We start from the raw sequence: 26973 nt of genomic DNA, 5'->3' as shown, positions 1-26973 counted from the left end.
AAAACCATCGCGCAGGGAAAGCCGGCGTGTTTTCCGGTTTCACCTGTGGTCCTACCCCCGAGCTTTTTGTTGCTCGGGACCCATGGGTGCAATCGGCACCCGGCTTTCCCTGCGCCCTCTGCTTATCGAGAGGGCGGAACGAGATGCAAAGCTCGGACGATTCACGTCGCGAGAACGCGAGCCCACATCCTCTCCGCTGTTTGACAATTGAATCAGGACTTCACCTCGTCATTGCGAGGAGCGAAGCGACGAAGCAATCCATCGTTCCGCGTACGCTGAACCATGGATTGCTTCGCTCGCAATGACGGGGAGAGAGCGCGACAATTCGGGCGGATTGCGTCGCTGAGGCTCTCATCGGGCGGCACCTCGCAGAGTGAAGCGCCGAGCCCGCCCTACGCCGCGGCCCTCTCGCCCTTCGGCTGCACTTCGGCGCTGTAGTCCGTCATCAACTGCTCCGACAGCTTGCCGGGGGTGAACCTCCAGTGGGCGATCTCGGACACCGGGGTCACCTCGGCCGCGCTGCCGGTGATGAAGCATTCCGAAAAGCCGTCAAGCTCATCCGGCATGATGCGGCGCTCGATCACCTCGATGCCGCGGTGCCTGGCGAGATCGATCACGGTGGCGCGGGTGATGCCGGGGAGGAAGCAGTCGGCGATCGGCGTGTGGATGCTGCCGTCCTTGATGAAGAAGATGTTGGCGCCGGTGCATTCGGCGACCCGCCCCTGCCAGTCCAGCATCATCGCGTCGGCATAGCCCGCGCGCTCCGCCTTGTGCTTGGAGATCGTGCAGATCATGTAGAGGCCCGACGCCTTCGCCAGCGCCGGGATGGTGGCCGGGTCGGGCCGCCGATATTCGGCAAGGCCGATGCGGATGCCCTTCAGCTTCGCGGTCGGATCGAAGTAACTCGGCCAATCCCAGGCCGCGATCGCCAGATGGATGGTGTTGTTCGGCGCCGAGACGCCCATCATCTCCGAGCCGCGCCAGGCGATCGGGCGGACATAGGAGTTCGGCAGATGGTTGCTGTCGATCACGAGCTGCTTGGCGGCGTCGATCTCGGCGACCGAGTACGGAATCTCGAAGTCGAGGATCCGGGCCGAGGTCTTCAGCCGCTCGGAATGCTCCGTGCTCTTGAAGACCTTGCCGCCATAGGCGCGCTCGCCCTCGAACACGCAGCTTGCGTAATGCAGGCCATGGGTCAGCACGTGCACATTGGCGTCCTGCCACGGCACCAGCCTGCCGTCGTACCAGATCATGCCGTCGGTCTTGTCGAACGAAACGCCCATGGGCTCCTCCCGGATTGGCGCCATGGTCGTTGCAGCCATGGCGCAGTTCTTATCAAGCGCGCTCCTGGCGCGCAGGCGCGTCGCGGCGGGAGGCGCGAAGCCTCCTGCTCACAAGCAATCAATGATGGGTCGAAGGCGGCGCAGCGCTTTCGCCACCGGTCAAACGACCTTGCGGATCCAGTCGTGCGGGTCGTTGGTGCGACCGTACTGGATGTCGACCAGCTTCTTGCGCATCCCCATGGCGACGGGACCGGCGGCGCCGCCGTTGATCGGGAAGTCTCCGCTCGCCGAGCACACCTTGCCGATCGGCGAGATCACCGCCGCTGTGCCGCAGGCAAAGGCCTCTTTCAGCTTTCCGCTGGCGGCGTCGGCGCGCCACTGGTCGATCGTATAGGGTTCCTCGCGCACCGGCGTGCCGGCATCCCTGGCGAGCGCGATGATCGAGTCGCGGGTGATGCCGGGCAGGATGGTGCCGAGCGGCGGCGTCGACAGCGAACCGTCGTCGAACACGAAGAACACGTTCATGCCGCCGAGCTCCTCGATGTAGCGGCGCTCGACCGCATCGAGGAAGACGACCTGATCGCAGCCGCGCTCGATCGCCTCGGCCTGCGCGCGCAGGCTCGCGGCGTAATTGCCGCCGCATTTGACGGCGCCGGTGCCGCCGATCGCGGCGCGCGTGTAGTTCTCCGACACCCAGATCGACACCGGCGCAGGGCCGCCCTTGAAGTAAGAGCCGACCGGCGAGGCGATGACGGAGAAGATGTATTCCGCCGACGGCTTCACGCCGAGGAAGACCTCGCTCGCGATCATGAACGGCCGCAAATAGAGGCTGCCCTCGCCGCCCGGGATCCAGGCGCGGTCGATGCGCACGAGCTGCTCGACCGCCTCGATGAAAACGTCGTCGGGCAACGGCGCCATCGCCATGCGCTCCGCCGAGCTCCGGAAGCGCCGGGCATTGGCGTCGGGGCGGAACAGGTTCACGCCGCCATCGTCGCGCTTGTAGGCCTTGAGGCCTTCGAAAATCTCCTGGGCGTAGTGCAGGACGGCGCCGGCCGGATCGAGCGGGAAATTCGCGCGCGCCTCGATGCGCGCGCCATGCCAGCCCTTCGCCTGGTTGTAGCGAACGATGGCCATGTGGTCGGTGAAAACCCGGCCGAAGCCTGGGTCCACGAGCTTTGCCGCGCGCTCCTTCTCTGGAGTGGGGTTCGCTGCAGGCTGGATTTCGAATTTCAAACTCATGGTCTTGCTTTCCGCTGTCGCAACCGGCGCGATGTCGGGCGCCGGCCTGTTTTTCCGGGGCCTGCCGGCGTCATGGGTCCGGACTTCGCCGCCCCCGGCCTCGCGGCCGGTTTTCATCGCCATCATGCCGCTCAGGACATGCTTTTGCGGAGTGCCGAAGTCCAGTATGTTTGCCGAAATGCCGCTCGACAATCGCACGGTAGTCCAATTCGCGGCCCAAACCGCCATTGCTGGCACATTCAGGTCGCACTACATGCTGCCAGAGACAAAACGACCTAATGTTTCGTCGTGGCTGGCAGTTTTGTAACATTGAACCCAAGATACGTCAATATGACTGACATAAATTTCTCAGGCATGGCAGCCAAGCCCGATTCGCAGGGGAACGAGCAATCGTCTCCCGCGGCGGGCGGACGCGACCTGCGCTGGGACATCATCGAGCTCCTGTTCTTCGCCTACCGCGATTTCGTCGGCGACGCCGACCAGGAGCTGGAAGCATTCGGCTTCGGCCGCGCCCACCACCGCGTGATCCACTTCGTGACCCGCTACCCCGGACTGAAGGTCGCCGACCTGCTCGACGTACTGCGCATCACCAAGCAGTCGCTTGGGCGCGTGCTCAAGCAGCTGCTCGACGAAGGCTACATCGTGCAGAAGACAGGCAACAACGACCGCCGGCAGCGCCTGCTTTACGCCACGCCCAAGGGCGAGGCGCTGGTGGCGAAGCTTGCCGGGCTGCAGACCGACCGCATCAACCGCGCCGTCGCCGGCATCGATCCGGCCGGCGTCGAGACGGTGCGTCAGTTCCTCCGCGCGATGATCGACCGCGACGATCCCGACAAAGTGCTCGAGGCGATCTTCGGGGGCGGCAGAAAAACGAGGGAGTGACCGGTGGTTCAGGCTGCAACCATGATGCGACCGCCGGTCGAGCCGGCGGACGATGCGCCGCACCTTCTGTTGGTCGACGACGACCGCCGTATCCGCGATCTATTGTCGCGTTTCCTTGCCGGCGAAGGCTATCGCGTCACCACAGCGATGAGCGCAAGCGACGCCCGCGCCAAGCTGCTCGGCCTGCATTTCGACCTCCTCATCCTCGACGTCATGATGCCCGGCGAGAACGGGTTCGACCTCGCCCGCTTCATCCGCACCTCCTCCTCCGTGCCGATCATCATGCTGACCGCGCGACACGAGGCCGAGGCCCGCATCGAGGGCCTGCAGATCGGCGCCGACGACTACGTCGCCAAGCCGTTCGAGCCGCGCGAGCTGGTCCTGCGCATCGGCAATATCCTCAAGCGCACCGCGCCGCCGCAGGTCGCGGCCGTCGAGCAGATCGCGTTCGGCCCCTATGTCTTCCATATCGAGCGCAGCGAGCTGCGCCAGGGCGAGGAGATCGTCCATCTCACCGACCGCGAACGCGAGATGCTGCGCATCCTCGCCAGCGCGCCCGGCGAGACCGTGCCGCGGGCCGCGCTGACCAGCGGCGGCACCGTCAACGAGCGCGCCGTCGACGTGCAGATCAACCGCCTCCGGCGCAAGATCGAGCACGATCCCGCCAATCCGCTGTTCCTGCAGGCGGTGCGCGGCATCGGCTATCGCCTGGTGGCCTCGCCATAGGGCGCGACGAGATCCGGATGACGCAGCATCGCGCTCCCGCCCCCTGTTTGAGCATGATCTTGCCGGAAAACCGCTACATAGTTTTCCGGATCATGCGTTAGATCACCGTCATGAGCACGCTCGACTCCGGCCTGACCCTGATCCGCAACGCGTCGCAGCGCGTGTCGAAGGCCAATGGCTGGATGGGCAACGCGTTCAAGAGCTGGATGCCGACCGGCCTCTATGCCCGCGCGCTGCTGATCATGATCGTGCCGATGGTGATCCTGCAGACCGTGGTCGCCTTCGTGTTCATGGAGCGGCACTGGAACACCGTGACGCGGCGCCTCTCGGCCGCGGTGGTGCAGGACATCGCCGCGCTGATCGACGTCTACAAGAGCTATCCGCAGGACAAGGACCGCGCGCAGTTGCGTCGCATCGGGCAGCGCCTCCAGCTCGTGGTCGATTTCCTCCCCGCCGGCGACATGCCGCCGCCGGGGCCGAAGCCGTTCTTCTCGCTGCTCGACCAGACGCTGTCGGTGCAGCTCGGCCGGCAGATCAACCGCCCGTTCTGGATCGATACCGTCGGCAACTCCAACCTGGTCGAGATCCGCGTCCAGCTCGACGACGCCGTGATGCGGATCTTCGCCCAGCGCAGCGCGGCCTATGCGTCCAATTCAGAGATCTTCATCTTCTGGATGCTCGGCACATCGACGATCCTTTTGATCGTCGCGGTGCTGTTCCTGCGCAACCAGATCAAGCCGATCCTGAGGCTCGCCGACGCTGCAGAGAGTTTCGGCAAGGGCCGCGAGGCGCCGAACTTCCGGCCGCGCGGCGCCCGCGAGGTGCGGCGCGCGGCGGTGGCATTCATGGAGATGAAGGCGCGCGTCGAGCGCTCGATCGAGCAGCGCACCGCGATGCTCGCCGGCGTCTCGCACGATCTGCGCACCATCCTGACCCGCTTCAAGCTCGAGCTCGCGCTGATTGGCGAGGGTCCGGAAATCGACGCGATGCGCAAGGACGTCGACGAGATGTCGATGATGCTGGAGGACTATCTCGCCTTCGCCCGCGGCGACTCCGGCGAGATCGCGCAGCCGACCGACATGGCGATGGCGCTGGAGGAGCTGCGCAGCGACGCCGAGCGCCACGGCCACACCGCGACGGTGGCGTTCCACGGCCTGCCGGTGGTCACCGTGAAGCCGGCCTCGTTCAAGCGCTGCCTGGCCAACCTCGTCTCGAACGCGGCGCGCCACGCCAACACGATCTCGATCACAGGCCATCGCGACCACCGCTACCTGATCGTGACCGTCGACGACGACGGGCCGGGGATTCCGGTGGAGATGCGCGAGGAGGTGTTCAAGCCGTTCCTTCGACTCGACGATGCCCGCAACCAGGACGAAGGCGGCAGCGGGCTCGGACTTGCGATCGCCCGCGACATCGCCCGCTCGCATGGCGGCGACATCACGCTCGGCGACAGCCCGATGGGCGGCCTGCGGGCCGCGGTTCGGGTGCCGGTGTAAGAAGGTTGGCCGTAGCCCGGATGAAGCGAAGCGCAATCCGGGGACTTCGGAGCGGCGGCGCGATCCCGGATTTCGCTTCGCTCCATCCGGGCTACGTCAGCTACATCAGCGCCTCACTTCTGCTTCGGCAGCAGGCCCTTCAGCTTTTCCATGTCCTTGACGTTCATCTTCATGCCGCCGGGCATGACGACGTCGCCGGGCTTCTGGTCGCTCTTGCAGGCGCCGAGCCACTTGGCCTCGATGGTCATGGTGGTGTCGCGAGGCGCGCCGGCCGGTCCGCCCTCGGAATGCGAGGTGCTCTTCATGGTATAGGCGGAGTTGAAGTCGCCGGTGATCTCGGCATGCGACGTCATCGTCATGCCACCGACACCGCAGACGGAATCGCTGACATAGCCGGTCGCGGTCTTCTGGATGTCCTGCTTGGAGCAGATCTCCTTGGCCATCGGCGAGGCCGCGGTGCTCATTTCCTTGTCGGTGGCCGCGTCAGTGCAGTGCTGCATGGTCATTTCAGGCATCGGCCCGCCCGAGCGCACCATCTTCATTTCCCACAGGCCGGCCTTGCGAACCGGCAGGTCGACGGCGCCAGCCGCGCCAGCCGACACGACAAGGCAAACGGCCGAACCAAGCAAAGCAAGCTGCCGCATCATGCGAAGGGCTCCCGGCTGATGTGTCTTGTGACGTGTCTTGGACCTCGAAGCGCCGCTCAATAGAGCGTGCGCACCGGCCGCTCCGCGGAGCCGTAGGGCACCCAGCGACAGGCAAACGAGATGTAGCCGCCCGGATAGGCCTGGACCGCGAGGAATTTCACCACCTTGCCGTAGGAGGCGCAGTGGTCGACCGCGAGCTGGCGGGCATCGGTCTGGGCCGCCAGCGTATAGGCGATGATCCCGCCGGTATCATTACCCTTGAACGGCGGCACCTGCTGCAACCAATCGGCCCGCGCGGGCGCAACAGCCAGCATTCCGCAGATGGCAACCAGGCACGCGGCCAACTTCGTTCGCATCGCAGACTCCATTTCGCTAGGCCCCAACATAAGGCGCGGCGGCGGCCGTGAAAAGCGCGCGCCGGCGGTTACAAGTGGACTTCTCGGCAGGTGTTGCCGCGCTGCACTTGACCTTGCCGGGGCTTCGCGGCACCGTCCGCGGCAATCGGATCATCGGGTGGATTCCCATGCGCAACCTGTTCATCTCCCCCAAGAAGCTCGGCCTTGGCGTCGCGGTCGCATTCGGCCTGCTGGCATTCGGGCAGACGGCGCAGGCCGCCAATCCGCTCGAGCTCAATTTCTGGCTGTCCGGTCCGCGCTATGACGGCCGCGTGGCCGAGTGCGAGAGGGCCCTGTCGACCATCACCTACCAGTTCCAGGAGAAGGAAAGCACCTTCTGGAATTCACCGCTGGTGATCACGGGTTTTGGTCGGATCCACGAAACGGCCTTCCGCCCCTGGCAGTCGGACAATATTCCGCGCCGCTACTGCTCCGGCGACGTGATGCTGAGCGACGGCAAGATGCGCCACGTGCACTACTCGATCATCGAGGACGGCGGCTTCTCCGGCTTCGGCCAGGGCGTCGAATGGTGCGTCACCGGCCTCGACCGCAACTGGGCCTACAACCCGTCCTGCAAGGCCGCGCGGCCCTGATCTCCGGCCAGTCCTGGCACGTCCGCGACCTGCCCAGCTTCTGGGCGGGCGCCGGTTTTTGTTCTTGAAATGTTCCACTTCCCTGGTAGGCTCGGGACGGTCGAGTAAGGGAGCGTTTTTATGCCTCGGTTGGTCACCATTTCCCGATTCCTGATTTCAATTGCAGCTTTTGTCGTGCTCGGCGCCGGGATCGTGCCGGCGCAGGACCGCCGGCAGAACGCGCCGGGCGAATTCGATTTCTACGTGCTCTCGCTATCCTGGTCGCCCTCGTTCTGCGAGGCGGCGAGCGAGCGTGGCAATAACGGCCGCGGCACCCAGGCGCAGTGCGGCGGGAGGCCTTACTCCTTTGTGGTACATGGCCTGTGGCCGCAATATGAGCGCGGCTTCCCTGAATACTGCCAGCGGCCCTCGCCGCGGCTGGCGCGCGGTATCATGACCTCGATGCTGGATCTGATGCCGGCACCCGGGCTGATCTTCAATGAATGGGACAAGCACGGCACCTGCTCCGGCCTCGGCGAGCGCGCCTATTTCGAGACCATCCGCAAGGCCCGCGCCGCGGTGAAGATCCCCGAGGAATTCCTGCAATTGTCGGAGCCGAAAACGATCGCGCCCGACGACCTGGAAAACGCCTTCATCAAGGTCAATCCGGGGCTGAGCAATTCGGCGATCTCGGTGACCTGCGACAGCAAGCGCCTCAGCGAAGTACGGATCTGCCTCTCCAAGGACCTGCAATTCCGCTCCTGCGAGGAGATCGACCGCCGTGCCTGCCGCCGCGACCAGGTGCTGATGCCGCCGATCCGCGGCGGCTAGCCCTCGCTTCCCGTCATTGCGCGACGCGTCGCGACGACCTCAAAGCACGAATGCGGACTGGTCGCCGCGGTCGCGGTGACGTGGTAACTGCTGTTCCATGAACTATCGCCACGCCTTCCACGCCGGCAACTTCGCCGACGTCGTCAAGCACATCGTGCTGGTGCGCATGCTGACCTATTTGCAGGAGAAGCAGGCGCCGTTTCGCATCATCGATACCCATGCCGGCGCCGGGCTCTACGACCTGACATCGAGCGAGGCGCAGCGCAGCGGCGAATGGCTGACCGGCATCGCGCGGTTGATGCAGGCGCGGTTCTCCGACAAGGCGTTGCCGCTGGTCGGGCCCTATCTCGACATCGTGAGGGCCTTCAACCCGAAGGCCGAGTTGAAGGCGTATCCCGGCTCGCCGCTGATCGCACGCGCGCTGATGCGGCCGCAGGATCGTCTCACCGCCTGCGAGATCGAGCCGGCGGCGCGCAAGCAATTGATCGACGCGCTGCGGCGTGACGCGCAAGCACGCGTCGTCGATCTCGACGGATGGACCGCGCTACCGGCCTTCGTGCCGCCGAACGAACGGCGCGGCCTCGTGCTGATCGATCCGCCGTTCGAGGCCAAGGACGAGTTCGAGCAACTGACGAGGGGATTCACGGACGCATTCGCAAAGTGGCCGACCGGCGCGTATCTGATGTGGTACCCCGTAAAAGCCCGGCGTAGCCCAGATGAGCTAGCCCGCAAGGTTGCAGCCGTTGTCGCAACCAGCCGGCCGCCCGGCACGTGTTTGCGTTTGGAATTCAGCGTCGCGCCGCAGGAAACCGGCGGCGCGCTGGTTTCCACCGGGCTTTTGATCGTGAATCCGCCTTGGACGCTGGCAAACGAGTTGAAGATCATCCTGCCTGAACTCGAGAAGCCGCTCGGCCAGGGCGGCGCCGCGCGCTTCAGACTCGAAGTACCCAAACCGTAGAAATACGCACCTCCCGAAAAGTGCATTTGAAGCGGTAGGCAAGCTGCGCGGAACCGTATTATGCTCATCCTGTTACGACTGGCTTTACGTTCCGCTTCCGCGAATGGTTGCGGCGGAGTGACAAGGCCGAAATAAAATCCAGGCAGAGCAGTTTGCGTGAAACTGATCTGCTCAGGTGGCCAAGCTTCCGACAAGCGAATGTCGGTCAACCGCTACGCGACGTGCGCGTAGCGGTGGAGCAATACGGGGGAGGAGTTTTCCCGATGGCCATGACTGGGACAGTCAAGTTCTTCAACGGAGAGCGTGGCTATGGCTTCATCAAGCCTGATGATGGCGGCCGCGATGTATTCGTACACATCACAGCCGTCGAACGGGCGGGATTGAAGGACCTGACTGAAGGACAACGCATTACATTCGAGGTTGAACCGGACAAGAAGGGCAAGGGCCCGAAGGCGGTCAACCTGGTGGTTTCGTCGTAAGCGTGAGCGTGATCCGGAAAGCGGGAAGCCGGGTTCCCCAACGGATCACTCTTCAGCCGAGATCGTGATGCCGGAATCGCATCACGCATCGGGCGCATGACGAAAGCGGAATGACGTTTTGCGTGTGAGTAACCTGCCGAGCGCACGACCCGTGCTCGCTGTGTAGCTGCCTGCATGATGTGGCCGCCGCGCCGGCGGACTCCGCACGGTCGCGAGCGTCTGGCTGCAAGCTTTGCCGGCTTGCGGCAGTCGCCACGCCGATCGGCCGTTCCAAGTCCATCAGCACAAAAAATCCCGGCCGCGGGACACGCGGCCGGGAGTCGATGGTCGACGTCTTCTTGTTCTCAGAAGTGATAGTTGATGCCGGCACGGATCAGGCCGAACGCGTAGCCGTTCGACGCGCCGCCGGTGACCACGAAGTTGCTGTTGGAGAGATCGACATAGAGATATTCGATCTTGGCGCTCCAGTTCGGAGCAAAGCCCATCTCGGCGCCGGCGCCGACGGTCCAGCCCGCATTGGTGTGTGATTCGGTCATGCCGAAGGTCTCGGCCCGGAGCTCGCCAAAGGCGAGACCGCCGGTCGCATAGAACAGCACATTGTTGAAGGCATAGCCGGCGCGGCCGCGCACCGTGCCGAACCAGGGGTTGGAAAACTTCCACGGCGCAAAGGTGTCGTCCGCAGCAGAGGCCTGGATGTCGCCCTCGATCCCGAACACAAACGGACCGTTCTGGAAATTGTAGCCGGCCTGTACGCCGCCGGCGAAACCGGACGGCTTGGTCGGGTTGTTGTCGACCGAGCCCCAGGCGTAGCCGAGATTGCCACCGAGATAGGGCCCCGCCCAGCTATAGGCATTGAGCGGCTGGTTCACGGTGTAGGGAGCGCGCCCGTAGTCGTAATCGGCCGCTGCCGCCGATGTCGCCCAGCCGGCGACGATCAATGCCAGCAAACGCAAAACCAACCGGGTCATCGGTACTCTCCACCACGCAACTGCCGTGACCCGCCGGCGAACGGCCAGCGTGGTTACGGAATTCCACCTTTTTCACTAAGGTTTATCGAGAGTTTTAAGTTAAAGGCCTGTTAAGGCCGGTTACCGCCCGCTCATCAGTCTTAACAATGTGTTACAGGCGGCCCGCTGCGGCTGATCCGAGGAGCGGGTAACCCTCTGCAATTGGCCCCCTTTCCTGCGCGGCCGGCGCTGGCGACGGCCGGCCACAGCGCTTAGTTTACGCCTCATGGTTCACGATTCTCCCGACCGGGCGGCGCCCGCCCGAAAGGCGCGGCGCAGCCCGAAATCCGATGTCCCCCAGGATGACCTGACGCTCGATACGGGCGACGTCGATCCCGAGACCTCCGTCGCCGACGAGGACGACGAGGCGCGCCTCCCCGACGCCCCGGAGGACGCCGTCGAGGCGATCGCCGAAGGTCCGCTCGCGGTCGGCCACGCCGCGATCGAGAACGCGGTCCGCCTCGCGCCGACTTCGCCCGGCGTCTACCGCATGCTCAACACCGCCAACGACGTGCTCTATGTCGGCAAGGCGAAGAACGTCAAAAAGCGGCTGTCGTCCTATGCGCGGGCAAACGCGCCGCTCCCGGCGCGCATCCTGCGCATGATTGCGGCGACCACCCATGTCGAGATCATCTCGACCATGACCGAGACCGAGGCGCTGCTGCTCGAAGCCAATCTGATCAAGCAGCTCCGCCCGCGCTTCAATGTGCAACTGCGCGACGACAAGTCGTTTCCCTATATCCTGATCACCGGCGACCATTGGGCGCCGCAGATCCTCAAGCATCGCGGCGCGCAGTCGCGGCCTGGCCGCTATTTTGGCCCGTTCGCCAACGCGGGCGCCGTCAACCGCACCATTACGGCGTTGCAACGCGCGTTCCTGATCCGCTCCTGCACCGACGGTTTCTTCGAAAGCCGCTCGCGGCCCTGCCTGCTCTACCAGATCAAGCGCTGCGCCGGCCCCTGCACGCGCGAGATCGATTTCCCCGGCTATAGCGAATTGGTGCGCGAGGCGACCGAATTCCTGTCGGGCCGCAGCCACGCCGTGAAGGAACTGCTCGCCGCCGAGATGGAGAAGGCCTCGGGCGAGCTCGAATTCGAGACCGCGGCGCTCTACCGCGACCGTCTCGCGGCGCTCTCGGCGATCCAGTCGCAACAGGGCATCAACCCGCGCACAGTGGAAGAGGCCGACGTGTTCGCGATCCACCAGGAGGGCGGCTATTCCTGCGTCGAGGTGTTCTTCTTCCGCACCGGCCAGAACTGGGGCAACCGCGCCTATTTCCCGCGCGCGGAGAAGACCTTCACGCCCGAGGAAGTGCTGTCCTCCTTCCTCGCGCAATTCTACGACGATAAATCGCCGCCGAAGCTGATCCTGCTGTCGCACGAGATCGAGGAGAGCGCGTTGCTCGCCGACGCGCTGTCGGTGAAGGCGGGCTACAAGGTCGAAGTCTCCGTGCCCAAGCGCGGCGAGAAGAAGGAGCTGGTCGGCCACGCGCTCACCAATGCGCGCGAGGCGCTGGGGCGCAAGCTCGCCGACACCGCGACCCAGACCCGACTGCTCGAGAGCATGGTCACCACGCTCGGCCTGCCGCATACGCCGAGGCGCATCGAGGTCTACGACAACAGCCACATCCAGGGCACCAACGCCGTCGGCGCGATGATCGTCGCGGGGCCGGATGGCTTCATGAAGAACCAGTACCGCAAGTTCAACATCAAGTCCGAGGGGCTGACGCCCGGCGACGACTACGCGATGATGCGCGAGGTGCTCGAACGGCGCTTCAAGCGCCTATTGAAGCCGGCCGAGGGCGATGCCGCCAAGGCGAAGGCCGACGACGATTCGTTTCCGCAATGGCCCGACCTCGTGATCATCGACGGCGGCCGCGGGCAACTGAACGCCGTCAGGGACATCTTCCAGAATCTCGGACTGACCCAGGTCTCGCTGATGGCGGTGGCCAAGGGGCCGGACCGCGATGCCGGGCGCGAGACCCTGTTCATGCCGGACCGCGAGGCCATCAAGCTCGAGCCGCGCGACCCCGTGCTCTATTTCATTCAGCGGCTGCGCGACGAGGCCCATCGCTTCGTGATCGGCTCGCACCGCAAACTACGCAAGAAGGACATCCGCGAGGCCGGTTTGCAGGAGATTCCGGGCATCGGCCCGTCACGGAAACGTGCCTTGCTGCACCACTTCGGAACGCTGAAGGAGATCGAACGGGCCTCGATCGCCGACCTCGGAAAGGTTCCAGGGGTCAGCGCCGAGAGCGCCCGCAAGATTTTCGAGTTTTTCCACGCCCAGCCGGGTTAAAGGGGAGACGAGTCATCACGGCGTCGCCCTCGACTGTCCATCTTGGGTACGCCCTGTTGACCTTCTTGCTTCAGCGGTATTGGTAAGACGGATGAACATCGCCACCACCCGGGGACAACCCAAGACCATGTCCCTTCCGAATATCCTGACGTATGCCCGGATCGCCGCCATTCCGGTCGTGATCGGCTGCGTCTATTGGCAGTCGATCCTGGATGGCCCGCTGTGGCTGCGCTGGGTGGCGCTCGCCGTGTTCATTGCGGCGGGGGTGACCGACTACCTCGACGGCCATTTTGCCAGGATCTGGGACCAGCAATCGGCCTTCGGCCGGATGCTCGACCCGATCGCCGACAAGCTCCTGGTGGCGTCCTGCCTACTGATGCTGGCGGCCGACAACTCGATCCATGGCTGGACGCTGTGGGCGGCGATCGTGATCCTGTGCCGCGAGATCCTGGTCTCGGGCCTGCGCGAATACCTCGCGGGCTTACGGGTCAGCGTCCCCGTCACCAAGCTCGCCAAATGGAAGACGACGATCCAGCTGGTGGCGATCGGATTTTTGATCGCGGGCGAAGCCGGCGAGCAGATCATCCCGGCGACCACGCTGATCGGCATCGTGCTGCTCTGGATGTCGGCGATCTTCACGATCTACACCGGCTGGGATTATTTCCGCGCCGGCATCCACCACCTCATCAAGGAGGATGAGGGATGAAGGTGAAGTATTTCGCCTGGGTGCGCGAACGCGTCGGCAAGGCGGAAGAGACCGTCGAGCCGCCGGCCGAGGTGCGCACCGTCGACGACCTGATCGGCTGGCTTTCCGCTCGCGGCGAGGCCTATGCCTATGCGTTCGAGAAACCCAAGGTGATCCGTGCCGCGATCGACCATGCCCATGTGAAGCCCGACGCCGTGATTGCAGGCGCCCGCGAGATCGCGTTCTTCCCGCCGATGACCGGCGGCTGAGTGGGCACCGTTTCGCGTCACCGGAACGCGTCAGACAAGCGAGACTTCATGACCGTCGCCGCGACCATCCGCATCCAGGAAGCCGACTTCGACGTCGCGCAGGAGATCGCTGGCTTGAGCAAGGGCCGCACCGATGTCGGCGCCGTCGTCAGCTTCAGCGGCATCTGTCGCGGCAGCGAGAACGGCGAGCCGATCGCCGCGCTCACGCTCGAACATTATCCCGGCATGGCGGAGGCCGAGATCAAGCGCCATGCCGACGAGGCGTTGGCACGCTGGCCGCTGCAGGGGCTCACCGTCGTCCATCGCTTCGGCCGCATCGCGCCGGGCGAGAACATCGTGCTGGTCGTCACCGCGTCGGCGCACCGGCAGGCGGCGTTCGAGGCCGCGGAGTTCCTGATGGACTATCTGAAGACCAACGCGCCGTTCTGGAAGCGCGAGGAGAGCGCGCGCGGCGCGAATTGGGTCGAGGCGCGCGACCACGACGACGCGGCTGCCGCGCGCTGGACCAAATCCTGATGGCGATGCGCAGCAAAGTGCCGGCGAAGCGCGGCCCTGCGGCACCGAAGCCGCCGAAGGTCGGCACGGGCGAGCTCCACACCCTGTTCGACTACGTTCGTTACGCGGTCAGCCGCTTCAACGCGGCCAAGCTCGTCTTCGCGCACGGCACCACCGATCCGGTGGCGGAGGCCGCCTTCCTTGTCTGCGAGACGCTGCATCTGCATCCAGACCAGTTCGAGGCCTTCGCCACCGCGCGCGTCACCGCGGCCGAAGGCAAGGCGATCATCGCACTGATCGAGCGTCGCGTCGCGTCGCGCAAGCCCGCCGCCTACCTCGTCAACAAGGTCTATATGCGCGGCCTGCCGTTCTACGTCGACGAGCGCACCATCGTGCCGCGCTCCTTCATCGGCGAATTGCTCGACTCCCATTTCGGGGGCGACGAGGACGGGACCTCGCTGATCGGCGATCCCGCCGAGGTCGAACGCGTTCTCGACCTCTGCACCGGGTCGGGGTGCCTTGCGATCCTGGCGAGCCGCAATTTCCCCAATGCCGCGATCGACGCGGTGGACATTTCAAAGGATGCGCTCGAGGTCGCCGCGCGCAACGTCGCCGAGCATGGGCTTGAGGATCGCCTGACGCTTCATCGCGGTGACCTGTTCAGGCCGCTCGGCAACGCGCGCTACGACCTCATCATCTCCAATCCGCCCTATGTCGACGCCGAAGGCATGGCGGCGCTGCCGCGCGAATGCCGCGCGGAGCCGAAACTCGCCTTCGACGGCGGCGCGGACGGGCTCGATATCGTCCGCCGCATCCTTGATGAGGCGAAGCAGCATTTGACGCCGCATGGCGGACTGCTCTGCGAGATCGGCCGCGGCCGCGACTATCTGGAAGCCGCCTATCCGAACCTGCCGCTGCTCTGGCTCGACACCGAGGACTCCGAGGGCGAGGTGTTCTGGATCGCCGCCGCCGACCTCTGATCCGGCGCCCCCGCAGGGCGCGGCTGCGCCTGGCGCGAAAATCGTGTGCGCTCCAGCCGGTTCCCAAGATCGCTGCCCCGTCGAATCAACAATGATGCTAAGGTCGGGGCGTTCGGACTGAGGGCGTAGCGCGCGACATGATTCGCATTTCGACGATCTTCATCGCCATCTGCATGGTGCTGGTCGCAGCCTCGCTCGGGTTCGTCCTGTACACGGTCGCCGGCATCAGCGGATCGGAATCCGCGATCGTGGCGCTGACCGCCCTGACCTTCCTGATCCTTTACAACGCGGTCTCGATGCGGTTGCGCGACCGCACCGACGTCGGCGGCCAGATCGCCGATCTGTCGCGCGGGACCGCCGACCTCGCCCGTCAGGTCGCCGAATTCGGCCGACGGCTTGCCGCGGTTGAAGGGCGGGTGGTGTCGGCCAATTCCGCCGGCGCCGACCGCATGCAGGCCATGGTCGGCGAGATCAACGAGCTTGGCGTGCTGGTGAAGCAGCTCGCCGCCTCCGTCGCCAGCCATGAGGACATGTTGGCGGCAGGGGTCCCTGCTCCGGCGTCGGAGCCGGGGCGCCCGGCCGAGCCGCAACGCGACGCCCCGGTACCGCTTGCCGCGCCGGTTACGGCGGCGGCCACGGCGCCCCAGCCGCCTCCCGTTCCGAGCGCTGTCGAGCCCGCCGCGATCTCGCGCAGCCAGAGCCAGCTCCTTGGCGCGGTGAAGAGCGCGATCGAGGAGAACCGCCTCGACATCTACCTGCAGCCGATGGTGACGCTGCCGCAGCGCAAGGTGCGCTACTACGAGGCTGTCAGCCGGCTGCGTGACGAGCGCGACCAGATCCTCGCCGCCGATGAATTCATCGGCGTTGCCGAGACCGGCGGGTTGATCGGCCGCATCGACCACATGGTGATGCTGCGCTGTGTCCAGGTGCTTCGCCGCCTCTTGGTGCGCAACAAGGATGTCGGCGTGTTCTGCAACGTCTCCGCCGCGACACTTGCGAACCCTGCCAACTTCACCCAATGCCTGGATTTCCTCGAGGCCAACCGTGCGCTGGCGCCCTCCTTCGTGCTCGAGTTCAAGCAGGCCACGTTCCGCAATCTCGGCCCGACCGAGAGCGAGAACCTCGCGGCACTCGCGCAGCGCGGCTACCGCTTCTCGATCGACCACGTCAATGATCTGCGCATCGAGCCGCGCGAGCTCGCCGACCGCGGCGTCCGTTTCCTCAAGGTGCCGGCAGCGCTATTGCTCGACCCGAAGCAGAGCCCGGCTTCGGACATCCATCCCTCCGACCTCTCCGACCTGCTCGGCCGCTACGGCATCGATCTGATCGCCGAAAAGATCGAGGGCGAGCGCGCGGTGGTCGACCTGCTCGACTACGACGTCCGGTTCGGCCAGGGCTTCCTGTTCGCCCCGCCACGGCCGTTGCGGCCGGAGGGGGCATCTGCTACCGCCGGGGCCCCGCAGACCAAGCCGCAGGAACCCTATGGCGTCAGCAATCCAGCTCCCGTCTCCACCCAAGCGATGGAGCCGCCGCGCGCAACTGGCAATGCCGCGCTGGCTCGCCGTGCGGTCGGCCCGAGCTAGCGGGCGGTCCGCGTCATGACTTCATTGCGATTTGTGGAGCGGTTGCGCGACCTCGTCGACGGGGTCGACGTCGTGCTGTCGGACATCTGGGGCGTCGTGCACAACGGGCTCGAGTCCTTTCCCGAGGCGTGCGAGGCGCTGCACGCGTTCCGCCAGCAAGGCGGCACCGTGATCCTGATCACCAACGCGCCGCGGCCGGCCGATTCCGTGCAGCGACAGTTGCGCAAGCTCGGCGTCGCGGATGAGACCTATGACGCCATCGTCTCGTCCGGCGACCTGGCGCGCCATTTCGTCGCCGAGCATCCGGGGCAGAAGATCTATTGGGTCGGCCCCGAGCGCGACGGCTCGATCCATCGCGGCCTCGACGCCGTGCTGGTGCCGCTGGAGCAGGCCGACTACATCATCTGCACCGGCCTGTTCGACGATGAGACCGAATCCGCGGAAGATTACCGCGACATGCTGTTGAAGGCGCGCGAGCGCAAGCTGACGCTGATCTGCGCCAATCCCGACATCGTCGTCGAGCGCGGCGACCGCCTGATCTATTGCGCCGGCGCGATCGCCGAACTCTATCGGGAGCTCGGCGGCGAGGTGATCTTCTACGGCAAGCCGCACCGGCCGATCTACGAGCGCGCGATGGCGCTGGCCGCCGAGCGGCGCGGACGCCCGACCGAGCCTGCCCGCGTGCTCGCGATCGGCGATTCCGTGCGCACCGATCTCGCCGGCGCCCGCGGCTTCGGCATCGATTGCCTGTTCATCACCCGCGGCATCCATTCCGAGGACTTCGAAGGCGTCGAACAGCTCGACCAGGCCTCGGTCAAGGAGCTGTTCGGCCATCCGCCCCGCGCGCTGATGCGCGAGCTGCGCTGGTAGCCAAAACGAAAAATGCCCGGGCCTGGCCCGGGCATTTTTGATTCAGCTGAGATCGGCGCTCTTACGCCGTCGCCATGTCAGGGAAGACCGCCTCGATCTTGGTCTTCAGCGTGGCGGCGTTGAACGGCTTGACGATGTAGTTATTCACGCCGGCCTTCTTGGCGGCGATCACGTTCTCGGTCTTGGATTCCGCCGTGATCATGATGAAGGGCGTGGTGGCGAGATTGGGATCGGCGCGGACTTCCTTGAGCAGGTCGTAGCCGGTCATCGGCTCCATGTTCCAGTCGGAAATCACGAGGCCATACTTCTTGCCGCGCATCTTGTTGAGCGCCGCGGAGCCGTCGGAAGCGTCGTCGATATTCTCGAATCCGAGCTGCTTGAGAAGATTCCGGATGATGCGGATCATGGTGCTGTAGTCATCAACCACCAGAACCGGCATGGACAAATCAACCGCCATCTTCTTTCCCCCAAGCGACGCTAACGCCACAACAAAAAACAAGGTCTGCGCGACCCGCAGTTCTCCCCCAAGCTCTAACAGCAGGCGTTAAACAGCGCGTTAACCCGCCGGAACCGGATTGTTACGGATTTGATGCGAATTCCGCCCGCTTGACTTCCGAGCCGCTGCCACGTCACGGTCCGGCCGCGAACGTTCATGCTTAAGAATCCTTGAAGAATCCCGGCAATGACCACTGGTTTTACCGTTATCCGAGACGATACCCCCGCCGCCGCAATCCCGAAGGGGGCCGTGGTCGCGATGGGCAATTTCGACGGCGTCCATCTCGGCCACCGCGCCGTGATCGGGGCAGCCCTGGAAATGGGCAGGGCCCATGGCAAGCCGGCGCTGGCGGTGACGTTTGAGCCGCATCCGCGCAGCTTCTTCAGCCCGAACAGCCCGCAATTCCGTCTCACGGACGAGACCAACAAGCTGCGCCTGCTGGCCGCGACCGGCCTTGCCGGTGCCGTGGTGATGACCTTCGATAAGGCGCGCGCCGGTACCTTGGCGCAGGATTTCATTCACCATGACCTGATCGAGCGGCTCGGCGTCAGCGGCATTGCGGTCGGCTACGACTTCCATTTCGGCAAGGGCCGGGTCGGTTCCCCGAGCCTTCTGGTCAGCGAGGCGCCGCGGCTCGGCATCGAGGTCGATGTCCAGGCTCATGTCGACATCGAGGAGCGTCCGGTGTCCTCGAGCGCCATCCGCATGGCGCTCGCCGAAGGCCAGATTGCCGACGCCACCATGATGCTCGGCGGGCCCTGGTTCGTCACCGGTGACGTGATCCATGGTGAGAAGCGCGGCCGCGATCTCGGCTATCCCACCGCCAATATCCGCCTCGACAAGACTTGCGGGCTGAAGCACGGCATCTATGCGGTGCGGGTCGGCCGCGGATCCGAGCGCTTCGACGGCGTCGCAAGCTTCGGCCGCCGCCCGACCTTCGACAACGGCGCGCCGCTGCTCGAAGTGTTCCTGTTCGACTTCAAGGGCGACCTCTATGGCAAGGTGCTCGACGTCGCCTTCATCGGCTTCATCCGCGACGAGCTGAAGTTCGACAGCATCGAGGCGTTGATACGCCAGATGGACAACGACAGCGCCAGGGCGCGCGCGGCATTGGCCGCGGCGCCCGACGCGTTCCCGAAGCTCGGAGTGATCGGCTGATCAAGGCCGGGAGGCAGAAAATGCTCGCCGGCGAGCTCGATCGCCCGGATGGGCCGGCCTAGCCCGCGTTCGAGGTCAGGCCCCCCAGAGCCTGAGGCTTTGCGATTTGGCTTCGCCCTGCTATGGAAAACCAATGTTTTCGCGGCGGATCATACGGATTAGCGGCCCGGCTTCCGCCTGAGCTCCGGCTCGGCGCAAGACCGGGATTTCCTCGTTTCACCCGCGATTGATCGCGTTTTCGCGCCCCTTCCGAGCCAAATCAGAGCCTTTATGTCCGACAAGCCGCAAAAGACCGACGCCAACGACTATTCCAAGACCCTTTATTTGCCGCAGACGGAATTCCCGATGCGCGCCGGCCTGCCGCAGCGCGAGCCGGAAATCCTGAAATACTGGAACGGGATCGGCCTCTACGACAAGCTGCGCCAGTCCGCCGAGGGCCGCGCCAAATTCGTGCTGCATGACGGCCCGCCCTACGCCAATGGCAACATCCATATCGGGCACGCGCTGAACAAGATCCTCAAGGACGTCGTGACCAAGAGCCAGCAGATGCTCGGCTTCGACTCCAACTATGTCCCGGGCTGGGACTGCCACGGCCTGCCGATCGAATGGAAGATCGAGGAGGAAAACTACCGCTCCAAGGGCAAGCAGAAGCCTGACTTCCGCGACTCCACCGCGATGGTGGCGTTCCGCAAGGAGTGCCGCGCTTACGCGACGCACTGGATTAACGTGCAGCGCGAGGAGTTCAAGCGGCTCGGCATTACCGGCGACTGGGACCACCCCTACGAGACGATGAGCTACCCGGCGGAAGCGCAGATCGCGCGCGAGCTGATGAAGTTCGCGGCCAACGGCACGCTGTATCGCGGCTCCAAGCCGGTGATGTGGAGCGTGGTCGAGAAGACCGCGCTTGCCGAAGCCGAGGTCGAGTATGAGGACTACACCTCCGACATGGTGTGGGTGAAATTCCCGGTCACCTCGCCGGCGCATGGCGCGCTCGCCAATGCCTCGGTCGTGATCTGGACCACCACGCCGTGGACACTGCCCGGCAATCGCGCGATCTCGTTCTCGCCGAAGATCGCCTACGGCCTCTACAAGGTCACCGACGCGCCGGCGGACAATTGGGCGAAGACCGGCGATCTCCTGATCCTCGCCGACGCGCTCGCCGCAGAGGTGTTCAAGCAGGCGCGCGTCACGTCCTATGAGAAGCTGCGCGATATTCCCGGCGACACGCTGGACGCGGTGGAATGCGCGCATCCATTGAAAGGTTTGGGCGGCGGCTATGACTTCACCGTGCCGCTGCTCGCCGGCGAGCACGTCACCGATGACACCGGCACCGGTTTCGTGCACACGGCGCCGAGCCACGGCCGTGAGGACTTCGACGTCTGGATGGCGAACACCCGCGAGCTTGACGCGCGCGGCATCAACACCGCGATCCCCTATACCGTCGACGAGAACGGCGCCTATACCGCGCATGGCCCCGGCTTCACCGGTAAACGCGTGCTCAACGACAAGGGCGAGAAGGGCGACGCCAACGAGGCCGTGATCAAGGCGCTGATCGAGGCCGGCAAGCTCTTGGCGCGCGGCCGCATGAAGCACCAGTATCCGCATTCCTGGCGCTCCAAGAAGCCGGTGATCTTCCGCAACACGCCGCAATGGTTCATCGCGATGGACAAGGACATCGTCGAGGACGGCCATGCCCGGAAGGACGACACGCTGCGTGCCCGCGCGCTGCATGCGATCTCGGTGACGCAGTGGGTGCCCCCGGCCGGCCAGAACCGCATCAATGGCATGATCGCAAACCGCCCCGACTGGGTGATCTCGCGCCAGCGCGCCTGGGGCGTGCCGATCGCAGTATTCGTGCGCGAGAAGAGCGACGGCTCGGCCGAGATCCTGCAGGACGAGGTCGTCAACCAGCGCATCGCCGAGGCGTTCATGGAGGAAGGCGCCGACGCCTGGTACAAGGACGGTGCCCGCGAGCGCTTCCTCGGATCGCGCGCGGCTGAAGACTGGAAGAAGGTCGACGACATTTGCGACGTCTGGTTCGATTCCGGCTCCACCCACGCCTTCGTGCTGGAAGATCGCCAGAGTTTCCCGCAACTCGGCAACATCGTCCGCAAGATCGACGGCGGCAACGACACCGTGATGTACCTTGAGGGCTCGGACCAGCATCGCGGCTGGTTCCACTCCTCGCTGCTGGAGAGCGCCGGCACGCGCGGCCGCGCGCCCTACGACATCGTGCTGACCCACGGCTTCACGCTCGACGAGAACGGCCGCAAGATGTCGAAATCGCTCGGCAACACGGTCGAGCCGCAGAAGGTGATCAAGGATTCCGGCGCCGATATCCTCAGGCTCTGGGTCTGCGCCACCGACTACGCCGACGACCAGCGCATCGGCCCGGAAATCCTCAAGAACACCATCGAGACCTATCGCAAGCTGCGCAACTCGATCCGCTGGATGCTCGGCACGCTGCACCACTTCAAGCCGAGCGAGAAGGTCGCCTTTGCCGACATGCCCGAGCTCGAGCGGCTGATGCTGCACGGCCTCGCCGGACAGGCCGAGACCATTCGCAAGGCCTATGCCGAATTCGATTACAAGACCGTGGTCGCAAGCCTCGCGGCGTTCATGAACACCGAACTGTCGGCGTTCTATTTCGATATCCGGAAGGACACGTTGTACTGCGACCCGCCGTCTTCGGTGGCGCGCAAGGCGGCGCTCACCACGATCGACATGCTGTGCGAAGCGATCCTGAAATGGCTCGCGCCGATCCTGAGCTTCACCGCCGACGAAGCCTGGCGGATGTACCGCCCGAACGCGGAGCCGTCGGTGCACCTGGCGCTGTTCCCGGAAGGCCTCGAGCAATTCCGCGACGACAAGCTCGCCGCGAAATGGGATGTCATTCGCGATGTGCGCCGCGTCGTCACCGGCGCGCTCGAGCTTGAACGCGCCGCCAAGAACATCGGCTCGTCGCTCGAGGCCTCGCCGGTCATCTACGTCGCCGACAGGGACACGCTGGCGACGCTGTTCGACGTCGACGTCGCCGAAGTCTGCATCACGTCGAGCTACGAGGTGCGCGAGGGCGAGGCGCCGGCCGGCGCGTTCCGCCTCGATGCCGTGCCCGGCGTCGCCGTGGTGGTCGAGAAGGCGGTCGGAACCAAGTGCGCGCGCTCCTGGAAGATCCTGCCCACGATCGGCGAGGACCCCGCGTATCCCGACGTGTCGCCGCGCGACGCCAAGGCGCTGCGCGAATGGAAGGCGCTGGGGGTCACGGCTTGACCCCTCCGCTCCGCGCCGGCGTGCTTGCGGCCATCGCGACACTGATCGTCGATCAGGCGTCCAAGCTGTGGCTCCTGTTCGTGTTCGACATCGTCGCCCACCACGGCGTGGTGCAGGTCACGCCGTTCTTCGACCTGGTGTTGGCCTGGAACGTCGGGATCAGCTTCGGCTGGTTCCAGAGCGAGAGCCCGGTCGCCCAGATTGTGCTGATGGTGGTGAAGGCTGCAGCAGTCATTGCGCTGGCGATCTGGATGGCGCGGTCGAAGACTTGGCTCGCCACCGTGGCGCTCGGCCTCATCATCGGCGGGGCAATCGGCAATGGCATCGACCGCTTTGCCTATGGCGCCGTGGTGGATTTCGCGCTTTTCCACGTCCAAATCGGCGAAAAAACCTTCAATTGGTACGTGTTTAACCTCGCGGATGTGGCCATCGTTGCTGGGGTGGCGGCCCTATTGTATGATTCTTTCCTGGGGGGACCCGCCGCAAAAGCGCCCTGATCCCGGCCGATACGAGCCGGTCAGCGGCCGATTGGCCGCCCGCGGCGGAACTGTGCCTAAGCCAGTGATCGCTTTGCCGAATTTTGAGATGGGAATGGCGCGATGCGCAACACCGAAGCCCGCGATTACCTGATCGAGACCTCTTACGTGGCACTGATGCGCGGCCTGCGCCTGGCCCTGGTGGCCGCCGGGATCGCGCTGGCGATGACGGCGAACGCAGCCCGCGCCGGCGACGATGAGGACGACGGCGACGACGGCATGACCTTCGAAGAGAAGATCATCGACAATCTCATGACCGGCATGGGCGCCAAGAGCATGAACAGCAAGGGCATCGATTACCGCGAGCGTTCGCCGCTGGTGGTGCCACCGAAGCTCGACCTGCCCCCGCCGGCCTCCGCGACCCAGGCCAATGCGCCGAACTGGCCGAAAGACCCTGATATCGCCAAGCGCAAAGCTGCAATCGAGGCCCGCAAGAAGGAAGTCAAGAAGGAGCCGTGGCAGCAGGCCGTGCCACTCACCCAGGCCGAGATCGAGGCTGGCAGGAAGCAGGCGACCGCCACCGACCGGAAGGATCCGGTCGAGCCGGGCGTGACCAAAAACCCCTCGCTGATGCCGGACCAGCTTGGCTACACCGGCGGCCTGTTGGGCATGTTCAAGGGAAATTCCAGCGAGTCCGCACCGTTCAAGGGTGAGCCGACGCGCGAATCGCTCACCGAGCCGCCTCCGGGCTACCAGACGCCGTCGTCCAACTATGCCTATGGCACGGGACCGATGAAGCCGCTGGCGAAAGAGGGCCAATACGACGTCATGACCGGAAAACCGCTCCAGTAGTCGTGTGGTTTTCGCCGGCAAGGCCTCACATGAGCAAAGCTTAATGCGGAGGGACGCCTGTCTCTCCGCTTCGTGACGTCCGGCACGGGCAGCACCGTGTACGATGCCGTGCTTTCATGCCCCGACCGCGTGTCCGGGCTTCCATAAGGATCATGATGCCGTCACGCCGATCGACTGCCCTTTTCGTTGCCGCGCTCGTCTCCACGATCTCGCTGTCGGGCAACGGCCTCCGCGCCCAGACCACTGTCACCTCAGAACGCCCTGCGAGCTTTACGCTCGGTAACGGCCTGCAGGTCGTGGTGATCCCGGACCACCGCACGCCGGTCGTGACCCAGATGATCTGGTACAAGGTCGGCTCCGCCGACGAGACGCCGGGCAAATCCGGGCTCGCGCATTTCCTCGAACACCTGATGTTCAAGGGGACGACCAAGCATCCGGCCGGCGAGTTCTCGCAGACCGTGCTGCGGGTCGGTGGCAACGAGAACGCCTTCACCTCGACCGACTACACCGGCTACTTCCAGCGCGTGCCGCGCGAGCAGCTTGCCAGCATGATGGAGTTCGAGGCCGATCGCATGACCGGCCTCATCCTGAAGGACGAGAACGTGCTGCCCGAGCGCGACGTCGTGCTCGAGGAATTCAACATGCGCGTCGCCAACAATCCGGATGCGCGGCTGACCGAGCAGATCATGGCCGCGCTCTACCTCAACCATCCCTATGGCCGCCCGGTGATCGGATGGCACCAGGAGATCGAGAAGCTCGACCGCGAGGACGCGCTCGCCTTCTACCGGCGCTTCTATGCCCCGAACAACGCGATCGTGATCATCGCTGGCGACGTCGATGCCAAGGATATCCGGCCGCTGGCGGAGAAGAATTTCGGCCCGATCCCGGCGCAGCCTGCGATCCCCGAGAAGCGGGTCCGGCCGCAGGAGCCGACGCCGGCGGCACCGCGCACCGTGACGCTGTCCGATCCGCGCGTCGAACAGCCCGGCCTGCGGCGCTATTACCTCGTGCCGTCGGCTTCGACCGCAGAAGCCGGTGAAAGCCCCGCCCTCGACGTGCTCGCGCAGTTGATGGGTGGCGGCGCCAACTCCTATCTTTACCGCGCGCTCGTCATCGACAAGGGGCTGGCGATCAGCGCCGGTGCCGGATACCAGGGCACCGCGCTCGACCCGTCGCAATTCTCGATCTCGGTGACGCCGAAGCCCGGCGTCGAATTCGCGCAGATCGAGGAGGCGATCGACAGAGTGATCGCCGACGTCGCGCAGAACACCGCGAAGGCCGAGGACCTCGAGCGGGTCAAGACCCAGCTTATTGCGGAAGCGATCTACGCCCAGGACAACCAGGCGACGCTGGCGCGCTGGTATGGCGGCGCGCTGACCACGGGGCTCAGCATCGACGATATCAGGAGCTGGCCGGACCGCATCCGCGCCGTCACCGCCGAGCAGGTGCGCGATGCCGCGGCCAAATGGCTCGACAAGAAGCGGTCAGTGACCGGCTATCTGATCAAGGATTCTGCGCCGAAACGCGAGGAGAAGCGCTCGTGACCTATTCCCTCACCCGCCGCGCGGCGCTGATCGGCGGCGCCTGCGCCGCGATGCTGGCGCTATCATCCCTGCCGTCGCAGGCCGCAGCCAAGATCCAGCGCCTGGTGTCGCCCGGCGGCATCGAGGCGTGGTTCGTGCAGGACGCGACCGTGCCGTTGATCGCGATGGAATATGCCTTCGGCGGCGGCGCGAGCCAGGATCCGGCGGGCAAGCCCGGTACCGGCAACATGGTCGCCGACCTGCTCGACGAAGGCTCCGGCGACCTCGATTCCAAGACCTTCCATGAGCGGCTCGACCGCCGCGCGATCGAGCTTTCCTTCCAGGTGGCGCGCGATCAATTCCGCGGCTCGCTTCGCATGCTCAAGGACAACAAGGATGAGGCCTACGACCTCCTGCGGACGGCGCTGACCTCGCCGCGGTTCGAGCCGGCCGACGTCGAGCGCATTCGCGCCCAGCTCATGTCGACCCTGCGTCGCGACTCCACCAATCCGTCCGCGCTCGCCGGCCGCAAGTTCCTCGAGGTCGCGTTCGGCGATCACCCCTATGGCAGGCCCTCGAACGGCACGCTGGAGAGCGTGCCGAAGATCGAGATCGCAGACTTAAAGGATTACGTCCGCCGCGTCATCGCCAAGGATACGCTGCGCATCGCCGTGGTCGGTGACGTCGACCCTGACACGCTCGGCAAGCTCATCGACAAGACCTTCGGCAGCCTGCCGGCCAAGGCCGAGCTGACGGCTGTTCCCGACGTCGGCGCGGCCAAGCCGCCGCAGCGCGCCTTCATTCCACTCGACGTACCGCAGACGGTCGTGACCTTTGGCGGCCCCGGCATCCGCCGCCACGATCCGGATTTCATGGCGGCCTATGTGGTGAACCACATTCTCGGCGGCGGCGGCCTGTCGTCGCGACTCTACAAGGAGGTCCGCGAGAAGCGCGGGCTCGCCTATTCGGTCTATGAGGCGCTGCTCTGGATGGAGCATTCGGCGCTGTTCATCGGCAACACCGGCACCCGCGCCGATCGTGCCGGCGAAACCGTCGATGCGATCGAGAAGGAAATCCGCCGCATCGCCGAGGAAGGCCCGACCCAGACCGAGCTCGACGAGGCGAAATCCTATCTGAAGGGCTCGCAGATGCTGGCGCTCGATACCTCCTCGAAGCTGGCGCAGGCGATGCTGCAATACCAGCTCGACAAGCTGCCGATCGACTATATCGAGAAGCGCAACGCCATCGTCGATGCGGTGACGCTTGATGACGCCAAGCGGGTTGCGAAGCAGCTCTGGGGCAACGGCCTGCTCACCGTGATCGTCGGCCGCGCCCCGCAGGCCGCCGCCCAGCCGGCAGCCGCAGCGCCGAAGGCGAACTGACGGTTTCCCACGAGCACCGCTTTTTTACGCGCAATTCCGCTGCGGCTTACCCTCTCCCCACCCTCCCCCGCAAGCGCAGGGGAATCGCATGTGGGCGTCTGCAAGTAGTTGCCAAATCGG

26 protein-coding genes are annotated in these 26973 nt (G+C 65.1%); 20 read left to right on the top strand and 6 right to left on the bottom strand.

Features of this window, described 5'->3' with window-relative positions; all coding sequences use genetic code 11:
• Positions 1-392: 392 nt before the first annotated feature.
• Both ACFFWD_RS15700 and ACFFWD_RS15695 read right to left on the bottom strand, forming a co-directional pair.
• Complete coding sequence (locus tag ACFFWD_RS15700) at positions 393-1283, bottom strand: branched-chain amino acid aminotransferase (protein ID WP_376966611.1); 891 nt, start codon at positions 1281-1283, stop codon at positions 393-395.
• A gap of 159 nt (positions 1284-1442) precedes the next feature.
• Positions 1443-2522 carry a branched-chain amino acid aminotransferase gene (locus tag ACFFWD_RS15695; RefSeq protein WP_376966609.1) on the bottom strand — a complete coding sequence of 360 codons (1080 nt, stop codon included), beginning with the start codon at positions 2520-2522 and terminating at the stop codon, positions 1443-1445.
• Positions 2523-2852: 330 nt separating this feature from the next.
• Between ACFFWD_RS15695 and ACFFWD_RS15690 the strand changes: the two genes are divergently transcribed.
• The 3 genes from ACFFWD_RS15690 to ACFFWD_RS15680 all read left to right on the top strand — a co-directional run bounded on the left by ACFFWD_RS15690 (position 2853) and on the right by ACFFWD_RS15680 (position 5626).
• Complete coding sequence (locus tag ACFFWD_RS15690) at positions 2853-3404, top strand: MarR family winged helix-turn-helix transcriptional regulator (protein ID WP_376966608.1); 552 nt, start codon at positions 2853-2855, stop codon at positions 3402-3404.
• Positions 3405-3425: 21 nt separating this feature from the next.
• The gene (locus ACFFWD_RS15685) at positions 3426-4130 is read left to right on the top strand and encodes a response regulator (RefSeq protein WP_376966613.1); all 705 of its coding nucleotides are present in this window, start codon (positions 3426-3428) and stop codon (positions 4128-4130) included.
• Between the two features lie 110 nt (positions 4131-4240).
• Positions 4241-5626 carry an ATP-binding protein gene (locus ACFFWD_RS15680; protein WP_376966606.1) on the top strand — a complete coding sequence of 462 codons (1386 nt, stop codon included), beginning with the start codon at positions 4241-4243 and terminating at the stop codon, positions 5624-5626.
• Between the two features lie 113 nt (positions 5627-5739).
• Here ACFFWD_RS15680 and ACFFWD_RS15675 read toward each other — a convergent pair whose 3' ends face one another.
• Positions 5740-6273 carry a DUF3617 domain-containing protein gene (locus tag ACFFWD_RS15675; RefSeq protein ID WP_376966604.1) on the bottom strand — a complete coding sequence of 178 codons (534 nt, stop codon included), beginning with the start codon at positions 6271-6273 and terminating at the stop codon, positions 5740-5742.
• 56 nt (positions 6274-6329) lie between these two features.
• Complete coding sequence (locus ACFFWD_RS15670; protein WP_376966602.1) at positions 6330-6629, bottom strand: hypothetical protein; 300 nt, start codon at positions 6627-6629, stop codon at positions 6330-6332.
• 167 nt (positions 6630-6796) lie between these two features.
• On the opposite strand from ACFFWD_RS15670, the gene ACFFWD_RS15665 reads away from it, so the two are divergent.
• The 4 genes from ACFFWD_RS15665 to ACFFWD_RS15650 all read left to right on the top strand — a co-directional run bounded on the left by ACFFWD_RS15665 (position 6797) and on the right by ACFFWD_RS15650 (position 9508).
• Positions 6797-7261 carry a hypothetical protein gene (locus ACFFWD_RS15665; RefSeq protein WP_376966600.1) on the top strand — a complete coding sequence of 155 codons (465 nt, stop codon included), beginning with the start codon at positions 6797-6799 and terminating at the stop codon, positions 7259-7261.
• Positions 7262-7381: 120 nt separating this feature from the next.
• Positions 7382-8071: a ribonuclease T2 family protein gene (locus ACFFWD_RS15660; protein ID WP_376966598.1), complete on the top strand. Its 690-nt coding sequence runs from the start codon at positions 7382-7384 to the stop codon at positions 8069-8071.
• 97 nt (positions 8072-8168) lie between these two features.
• Positions 8169-9029: a 23S rRNA (adenine(2030)-N(6))-methyltransferase RlmJ gene (locus tag ACFFWD_RS15655; RefSeq protein WP_376966596.1), complete on the top strand. Its 861-nt coding sequence runs from the start codon at positions 8169-8171 to the stop codon at positions 9027-9029.
• A 263-nt stretch (positions 9030-9292) separates the two neighbouring features.
• Positions 9293-9508: a cold-shock protein gene (locus ACFFWD_RS15650; RefSeq protein ID WP_066502379.1), complete on the top strand. Its 216-nt coding sequence runs from the start codon at positions 9293-9295 to the stop codon at positions 9506-9508.
• A 344-nt stretch (positions 9509-9852) separates the two neighbouring features.
• On the opposite strand, the gene ACFFWD_RS15645 is transcribed toward ACFFWD_RS15650, so the two are convergent.
• Complete coding sequence (locus ACFFWD_RS15645; protein WP_376966593.1) at positions 9853-10476, bottom strand: outer membrane protein; 624 nt, start codon at positions 10474-10476, stop codon at positions 9853-9855.
• 265 nt (positions 10477-10741) lie between these two features.
• On the opposite strand from ACFFWD_RS15645, the gene uvrC reads away from it, so the two are divergent.
• The 7 genes from uvrC (at position 10742) to ACFFWD_RS15610 (ending at position 17696) form a co-directional block, all read left to right on the top strand.
• A complete protein-coding gene (gene uvrC, locus ACFFWD_RS15640) occupies positions 10742-12814 on the top strand; it encodes an excinuclease ABC subunit UvrC (RefSeq protein WP_376966591.1) in 2073 nt (690 codons plus the stop codon).
• Positions 12815-12905: 91 nt separating this feature from the next.
• Positions 12906-13520, top strand: a complete 615-nt coding sequence (gene pgsA, locus ACFFWD_RS15635; protein ID WP_376966589.1) for a CDP-diacylglycerol--glycerol-3-phosphate 3-phosphatidyltransferase — start codon at positions 12906-12908, stop codon at positions 13518-13520.
• Positions 13517-13768, top strand: a complete 252-nt coding sequence (gene moaD / locus ACFFWD_RS15630; RefSeq protein ID WP_376966588.1) for a molybdopterin converting factor subunit 1 — start codon at positions 13517-13519, stop codon at positions 13766-13768. Before pgsA ends, moaD begins: the two co-directional genes overlap by 4 nt.
• Before the next feature lie 48 nt (positions 13769-13816).
• The gene (locus ACFFWD_RS15625; protein ID WP_376966586.1) at positions 13817-14284 is read left to right on the top strand and encodes a molybdenum cofactor biosynthesis protein MoaE; all 468 of its coding nucleotides are present in this window, start codon (positions 13817-13819) and stop codon (positions 14282-14284) included.
• Positions 14284-15243 (top strand): 50S ribosomal protein L3 N(5)-glutamine methyltransferase, encoded by a 960-nt coding sequence (gene prmB / locus ACFFWD_RS15620; RefSeq protein WP_376966584.1) that lies wholly within the window; start codon positions 14284-14286, stop codon positions 15241-15243. Before ACFFWD_RS15625 ends, prmB begins: the two co-directional genes overlap by 1 nt.
• 137 nt (positions 15244-15380) lie before the next feature.
• Positions 15381-16826, top strand: a complete 1446-nt coding sequence (locus ACFFWD_RS15615; protein WP_376966582.1) for an EAL domain-containing protein — start codon at positions 15381-15383, stop codon at positions 16824-16826.
• 15 nt (positions 16827-16841) lie between these two features.
• The gene (locus ACFFWD_RS15610; RefSeq protein WP_376966580.1) at positions 16842-17696 is read left to right on the top strand and encodes a TIGR01459 family HAD-type hydrolase; all 855 of its coding nucleotides are present in this window, start codon (positions 16842-16844) and stop codon (positions 17694-17696) included.
• A 61-nt stretch (positions 17697-17757) separates the two neighbouring features.
• Here ACFFWD_RS15610 and ACFFWD_RS15605 read toward each other — a convergent pair whose 3' ends face one another.
• Positions 17758-18153 (bottom strand): response regulator, encoded by a 396-nt coding sequence (locus ACFFWD_RS15605; RefSeq protein ID WP_016844467.1) that lies wholly within the window; start codon positions 18151-18153, stop codon positions 17758-17760.
• Between the two features lie 225 nt (positions 18154-18378).
• Between ACFFWD_RS15605 and ACFFWD_RS15600 the strand changes: the two genes are divergently transcribed.
• The 6 genes from ACFFWD_RS15600 (at position 18379) to ACFFWD_RS15575 (ending at position 26853) form a co-directional block, all read left to right on the top strand.
• Positions 18379-19350, top strand: a complete 972-nt coding sequence (locus ACFFWD_RS15600; protein WP_376966577.1) for a bifunctional riboflavin kinase/FAD synthetase — start codon at positions 18379-18381, stop codon at positions 19348-19350.
• Between the two features lie 270 nt (positions 19351-19620).
• Positions 19621-22620 carry an isoleucine--tRNA ligase gene (gene ileS / locus ACFFWD_RS15595; protein ID WP_376966575.1) on the top strand — a complete coding sequence of 1000 codons (3000 nt, stop codon included), beginning with the start codon at positions 19621-19623 and terminating at the stop codon, positions 22618-22620.
• Positions 22593-23117, top strand: coding sequence for a signal peptidase II (lspA, locus tag ACFFWD_RS15590; protein ID WP_376966573.1), 525 nt, complete (start codon positions 22593-22595; stop codon positions 23115-23117). Before ileS ends, lspA begins: the two co-directional genes overlap by 28 nt.
• Before the next feature lie 102 nt (positions 23118-23219).
• Positions 23220-23948 carry a hypothetical protein gene (locus ACFFWD_RS15585; RefSeq protein WP_376966571.1) on the top strand — a complete coding sequence of 243 codons (729 nt, stop codon included), beginning with the start codon at positions 23220-23222 and terminating at the stop codon, positions 23946-23948.
• Positions 23949-24100: 152 nt separating this feature from the next.
• Entirely contained in the window at positions 24101-25492 is a 1392-nt protein-coding gene (locus ACFFWD_RS15580) for a M16 family metallopeptidase (protein ID WP_376966569.1), read from the top strand.
• A complete protein-coding gene (locus ACFFWD_RS15575) occupies positions 25489-26853 on the top strand; it encodes a M16 family metallopeptidase (RefSeq protein WP_376966567.1) in 1365 nt (454 codons plus the stop codon). Before ACFFWD_RS15580 ends, ACFFWD_RS15575 begins: the two co-directional genes overlap by 4 nt.
• Positions 26854-26973: the final 120 nt, after the last annotated feature.

This window comes from Bradyrhizobium erythrophlei (assembly GCF_042430365.1).
GTDB lineage: Bacteria > Pseudomonadota > Alphaproteobacteria > Rhizobiales > Xanthobacteraceae > Bradyrhizobium > Bradyrhizobium erythrophlei.
This window is presented reverse-complemented; position numbering and strand designations above follow the sequence as displayed.

Coding starts and splice junctions, on each gene's coding strand:
- ACFFWD_RS15700 (WP_376966611.1), bottom strand. CDS start 1,283: ATGGGCGTTTCGTTCGACAAGACCGACGGCATGATCTGGTACGACGGC.
- ACFFWD_RS15695 (WP_376966609.1), bottom strand. CDS start 2,522: ATGAGTTTGAAATTCGAAATCCAGCCTGCAGCGAACCCCACTCCAGAG.
- ACFFWD_RS15690 (WP_376966608.1), top strand. CDS start 2,853: ATGACTGACATAAATTTCTCAGGCATGGCAGCCAAGCCCGATTCGCAG.
- ACFFWD_RS15685 (WP_376966613.1), top strand. CDS start 3,426: ATGATGCGACCGCCGGTCGAGCCGGCGGACGATGCGCCGCACCTTCTG.
- ACFFWD_RS15680 (WP_376966606.1), top strand. CDS start 4,241: ATGAGCACGCTCGACTCCGGCCTGACCCTGATCCGCAACGCGTCGCAG.
- ACFFWD_RS15675 (WP_376966604.1), bottom strand. CDS start 6,273: ATGATGCGGCAGCTTGCTTTGCTTGGTTCGGCCGTTTGCCTTGTCGTG.
- ACFFWD_RS15670 (WP_376966602.1), bottom strand. CDS start 6,629: ATGCGAACGAAGTTGGCCGCGTGCCTGGTTGCCATCTGCGGAATGCTG.
- ACFFWD_RS15665 (WP_376966600.1), top strand. CDS start 6,797: ATGCGCAACCTGTTCATCTCCCCCAAGAAGCTCGGCCTTGGCGTCGCG.
- ACFFWD_RS15660 (WP_376966598.1), top strand. CDS start 7,382: ATGCCTCGGTTGGTCACCATTTCCCGATTCCTGATTTCAATTGCAGCT.
- ACFFWD_RS15655 (WP_376966596.1), top strand. CDS start 8,169: ATGAACTATCGCCACGCCTTCCACGCCGGCAACTTCGCCGACGTCGTC.
- ACFFWD_RS15650 (WP_066502379.1), top strand. CDS start 9,293: ATGGCCATGACTGGGACAGTCAAGTTCTTCAACGGAGAGCGTGGCTAT.
- ACFFWD_RS15645 (WP_376966593.1), bottom strand. CDS start 10,476: ATGACCCGGTTGGTTTTGCGTTTGCTGGCATTGATCGTCGCCGGCTGG.
- uvrC (WP_376966591.1), top strand. CDS start 10,742: ATGGTTCACGATTCTCCCGACCGGGCGGCGCCCGCCCGAAAGGCGCGG.
- pgsA (WP_376966589.1), top strand. CDS start 12,906: ATGAACATCGCCACCACCCGGGGACAACCCAAGACCATGTCCCTTCCG.
- moaD (WP_376966588.1), top strand. CDS start 13,517: ATGAAGGTGAAGTATTTCGCCTGGGTGCGCGAACGCGTCGGCAAGGCG.
- ACFFWD_RS15625 (WP_376966586.1), top strand. CDS start 13,817: ATGACCGTCGCCGCGACCATCCGCATCCAGGAAGCCGACTTCGACGTC.
- prmB (WP_376966584.1), top strand. CDS start 14,284: ATGGCGATGCGCAGCAAAGTGCCGGCGAAGCGCGGCCCTGCGGCACCG.
- ACFFWD_RS15615 (WP_376966582.1), top strand. CDS start 15,381: ATGATTCGCATTTCGACGATCTTCATCGCCATCTGCATGGTGCTGGTC.
- ACFFWD_RS15610 (WP_376966580.1), top strand. CDS start 16,842: ATGACTTCATTGCGATTTGTGGAGCGGTTGCGCGACCTCGTCGACGGG.
- ACFFWD_RS15605 (WP_016844467.1), bottom strand. CDS start 18,153: ATGGCGGTTGATTTGTCCATGCCGGTTCTGGTGGTTGATGACTACAGC.
- ACFFWD_RS15600 (WP_376966577.1), top strand. CDS start 18,379: ATGACCACTGGTTTTACCGTTATCCGAGACGATACCCCCGCCGCCGCA.
- ileS (WP_376966575.1), top strand. CDS start 19,621: ATGTCCGACAAGCCGCAAAAGACCGACGCCAACGACTATTCCAAGACC.
- lspA (WP_376966573.1), top strand. CDS start 22,593: ATGGAAGGCGCTGGGGGTCACGGCTTGACCCCTCCGCTCCGCGCCGGC.
- ACFFWD_RS15585 (WP_376966571.1), top strand. CDS start 23,220: ATGCGCAACACCGAAGCCCGCGATTACCTGATCGAGACCTCTTACGTG.
- ACFFWD_RS15580 (WP_376966569.1), top strand. CDS start 24,101: ATGATGCCGTCACGCCGATCGACTGCCCTTTTCGTTGCCGCGCTCGTC.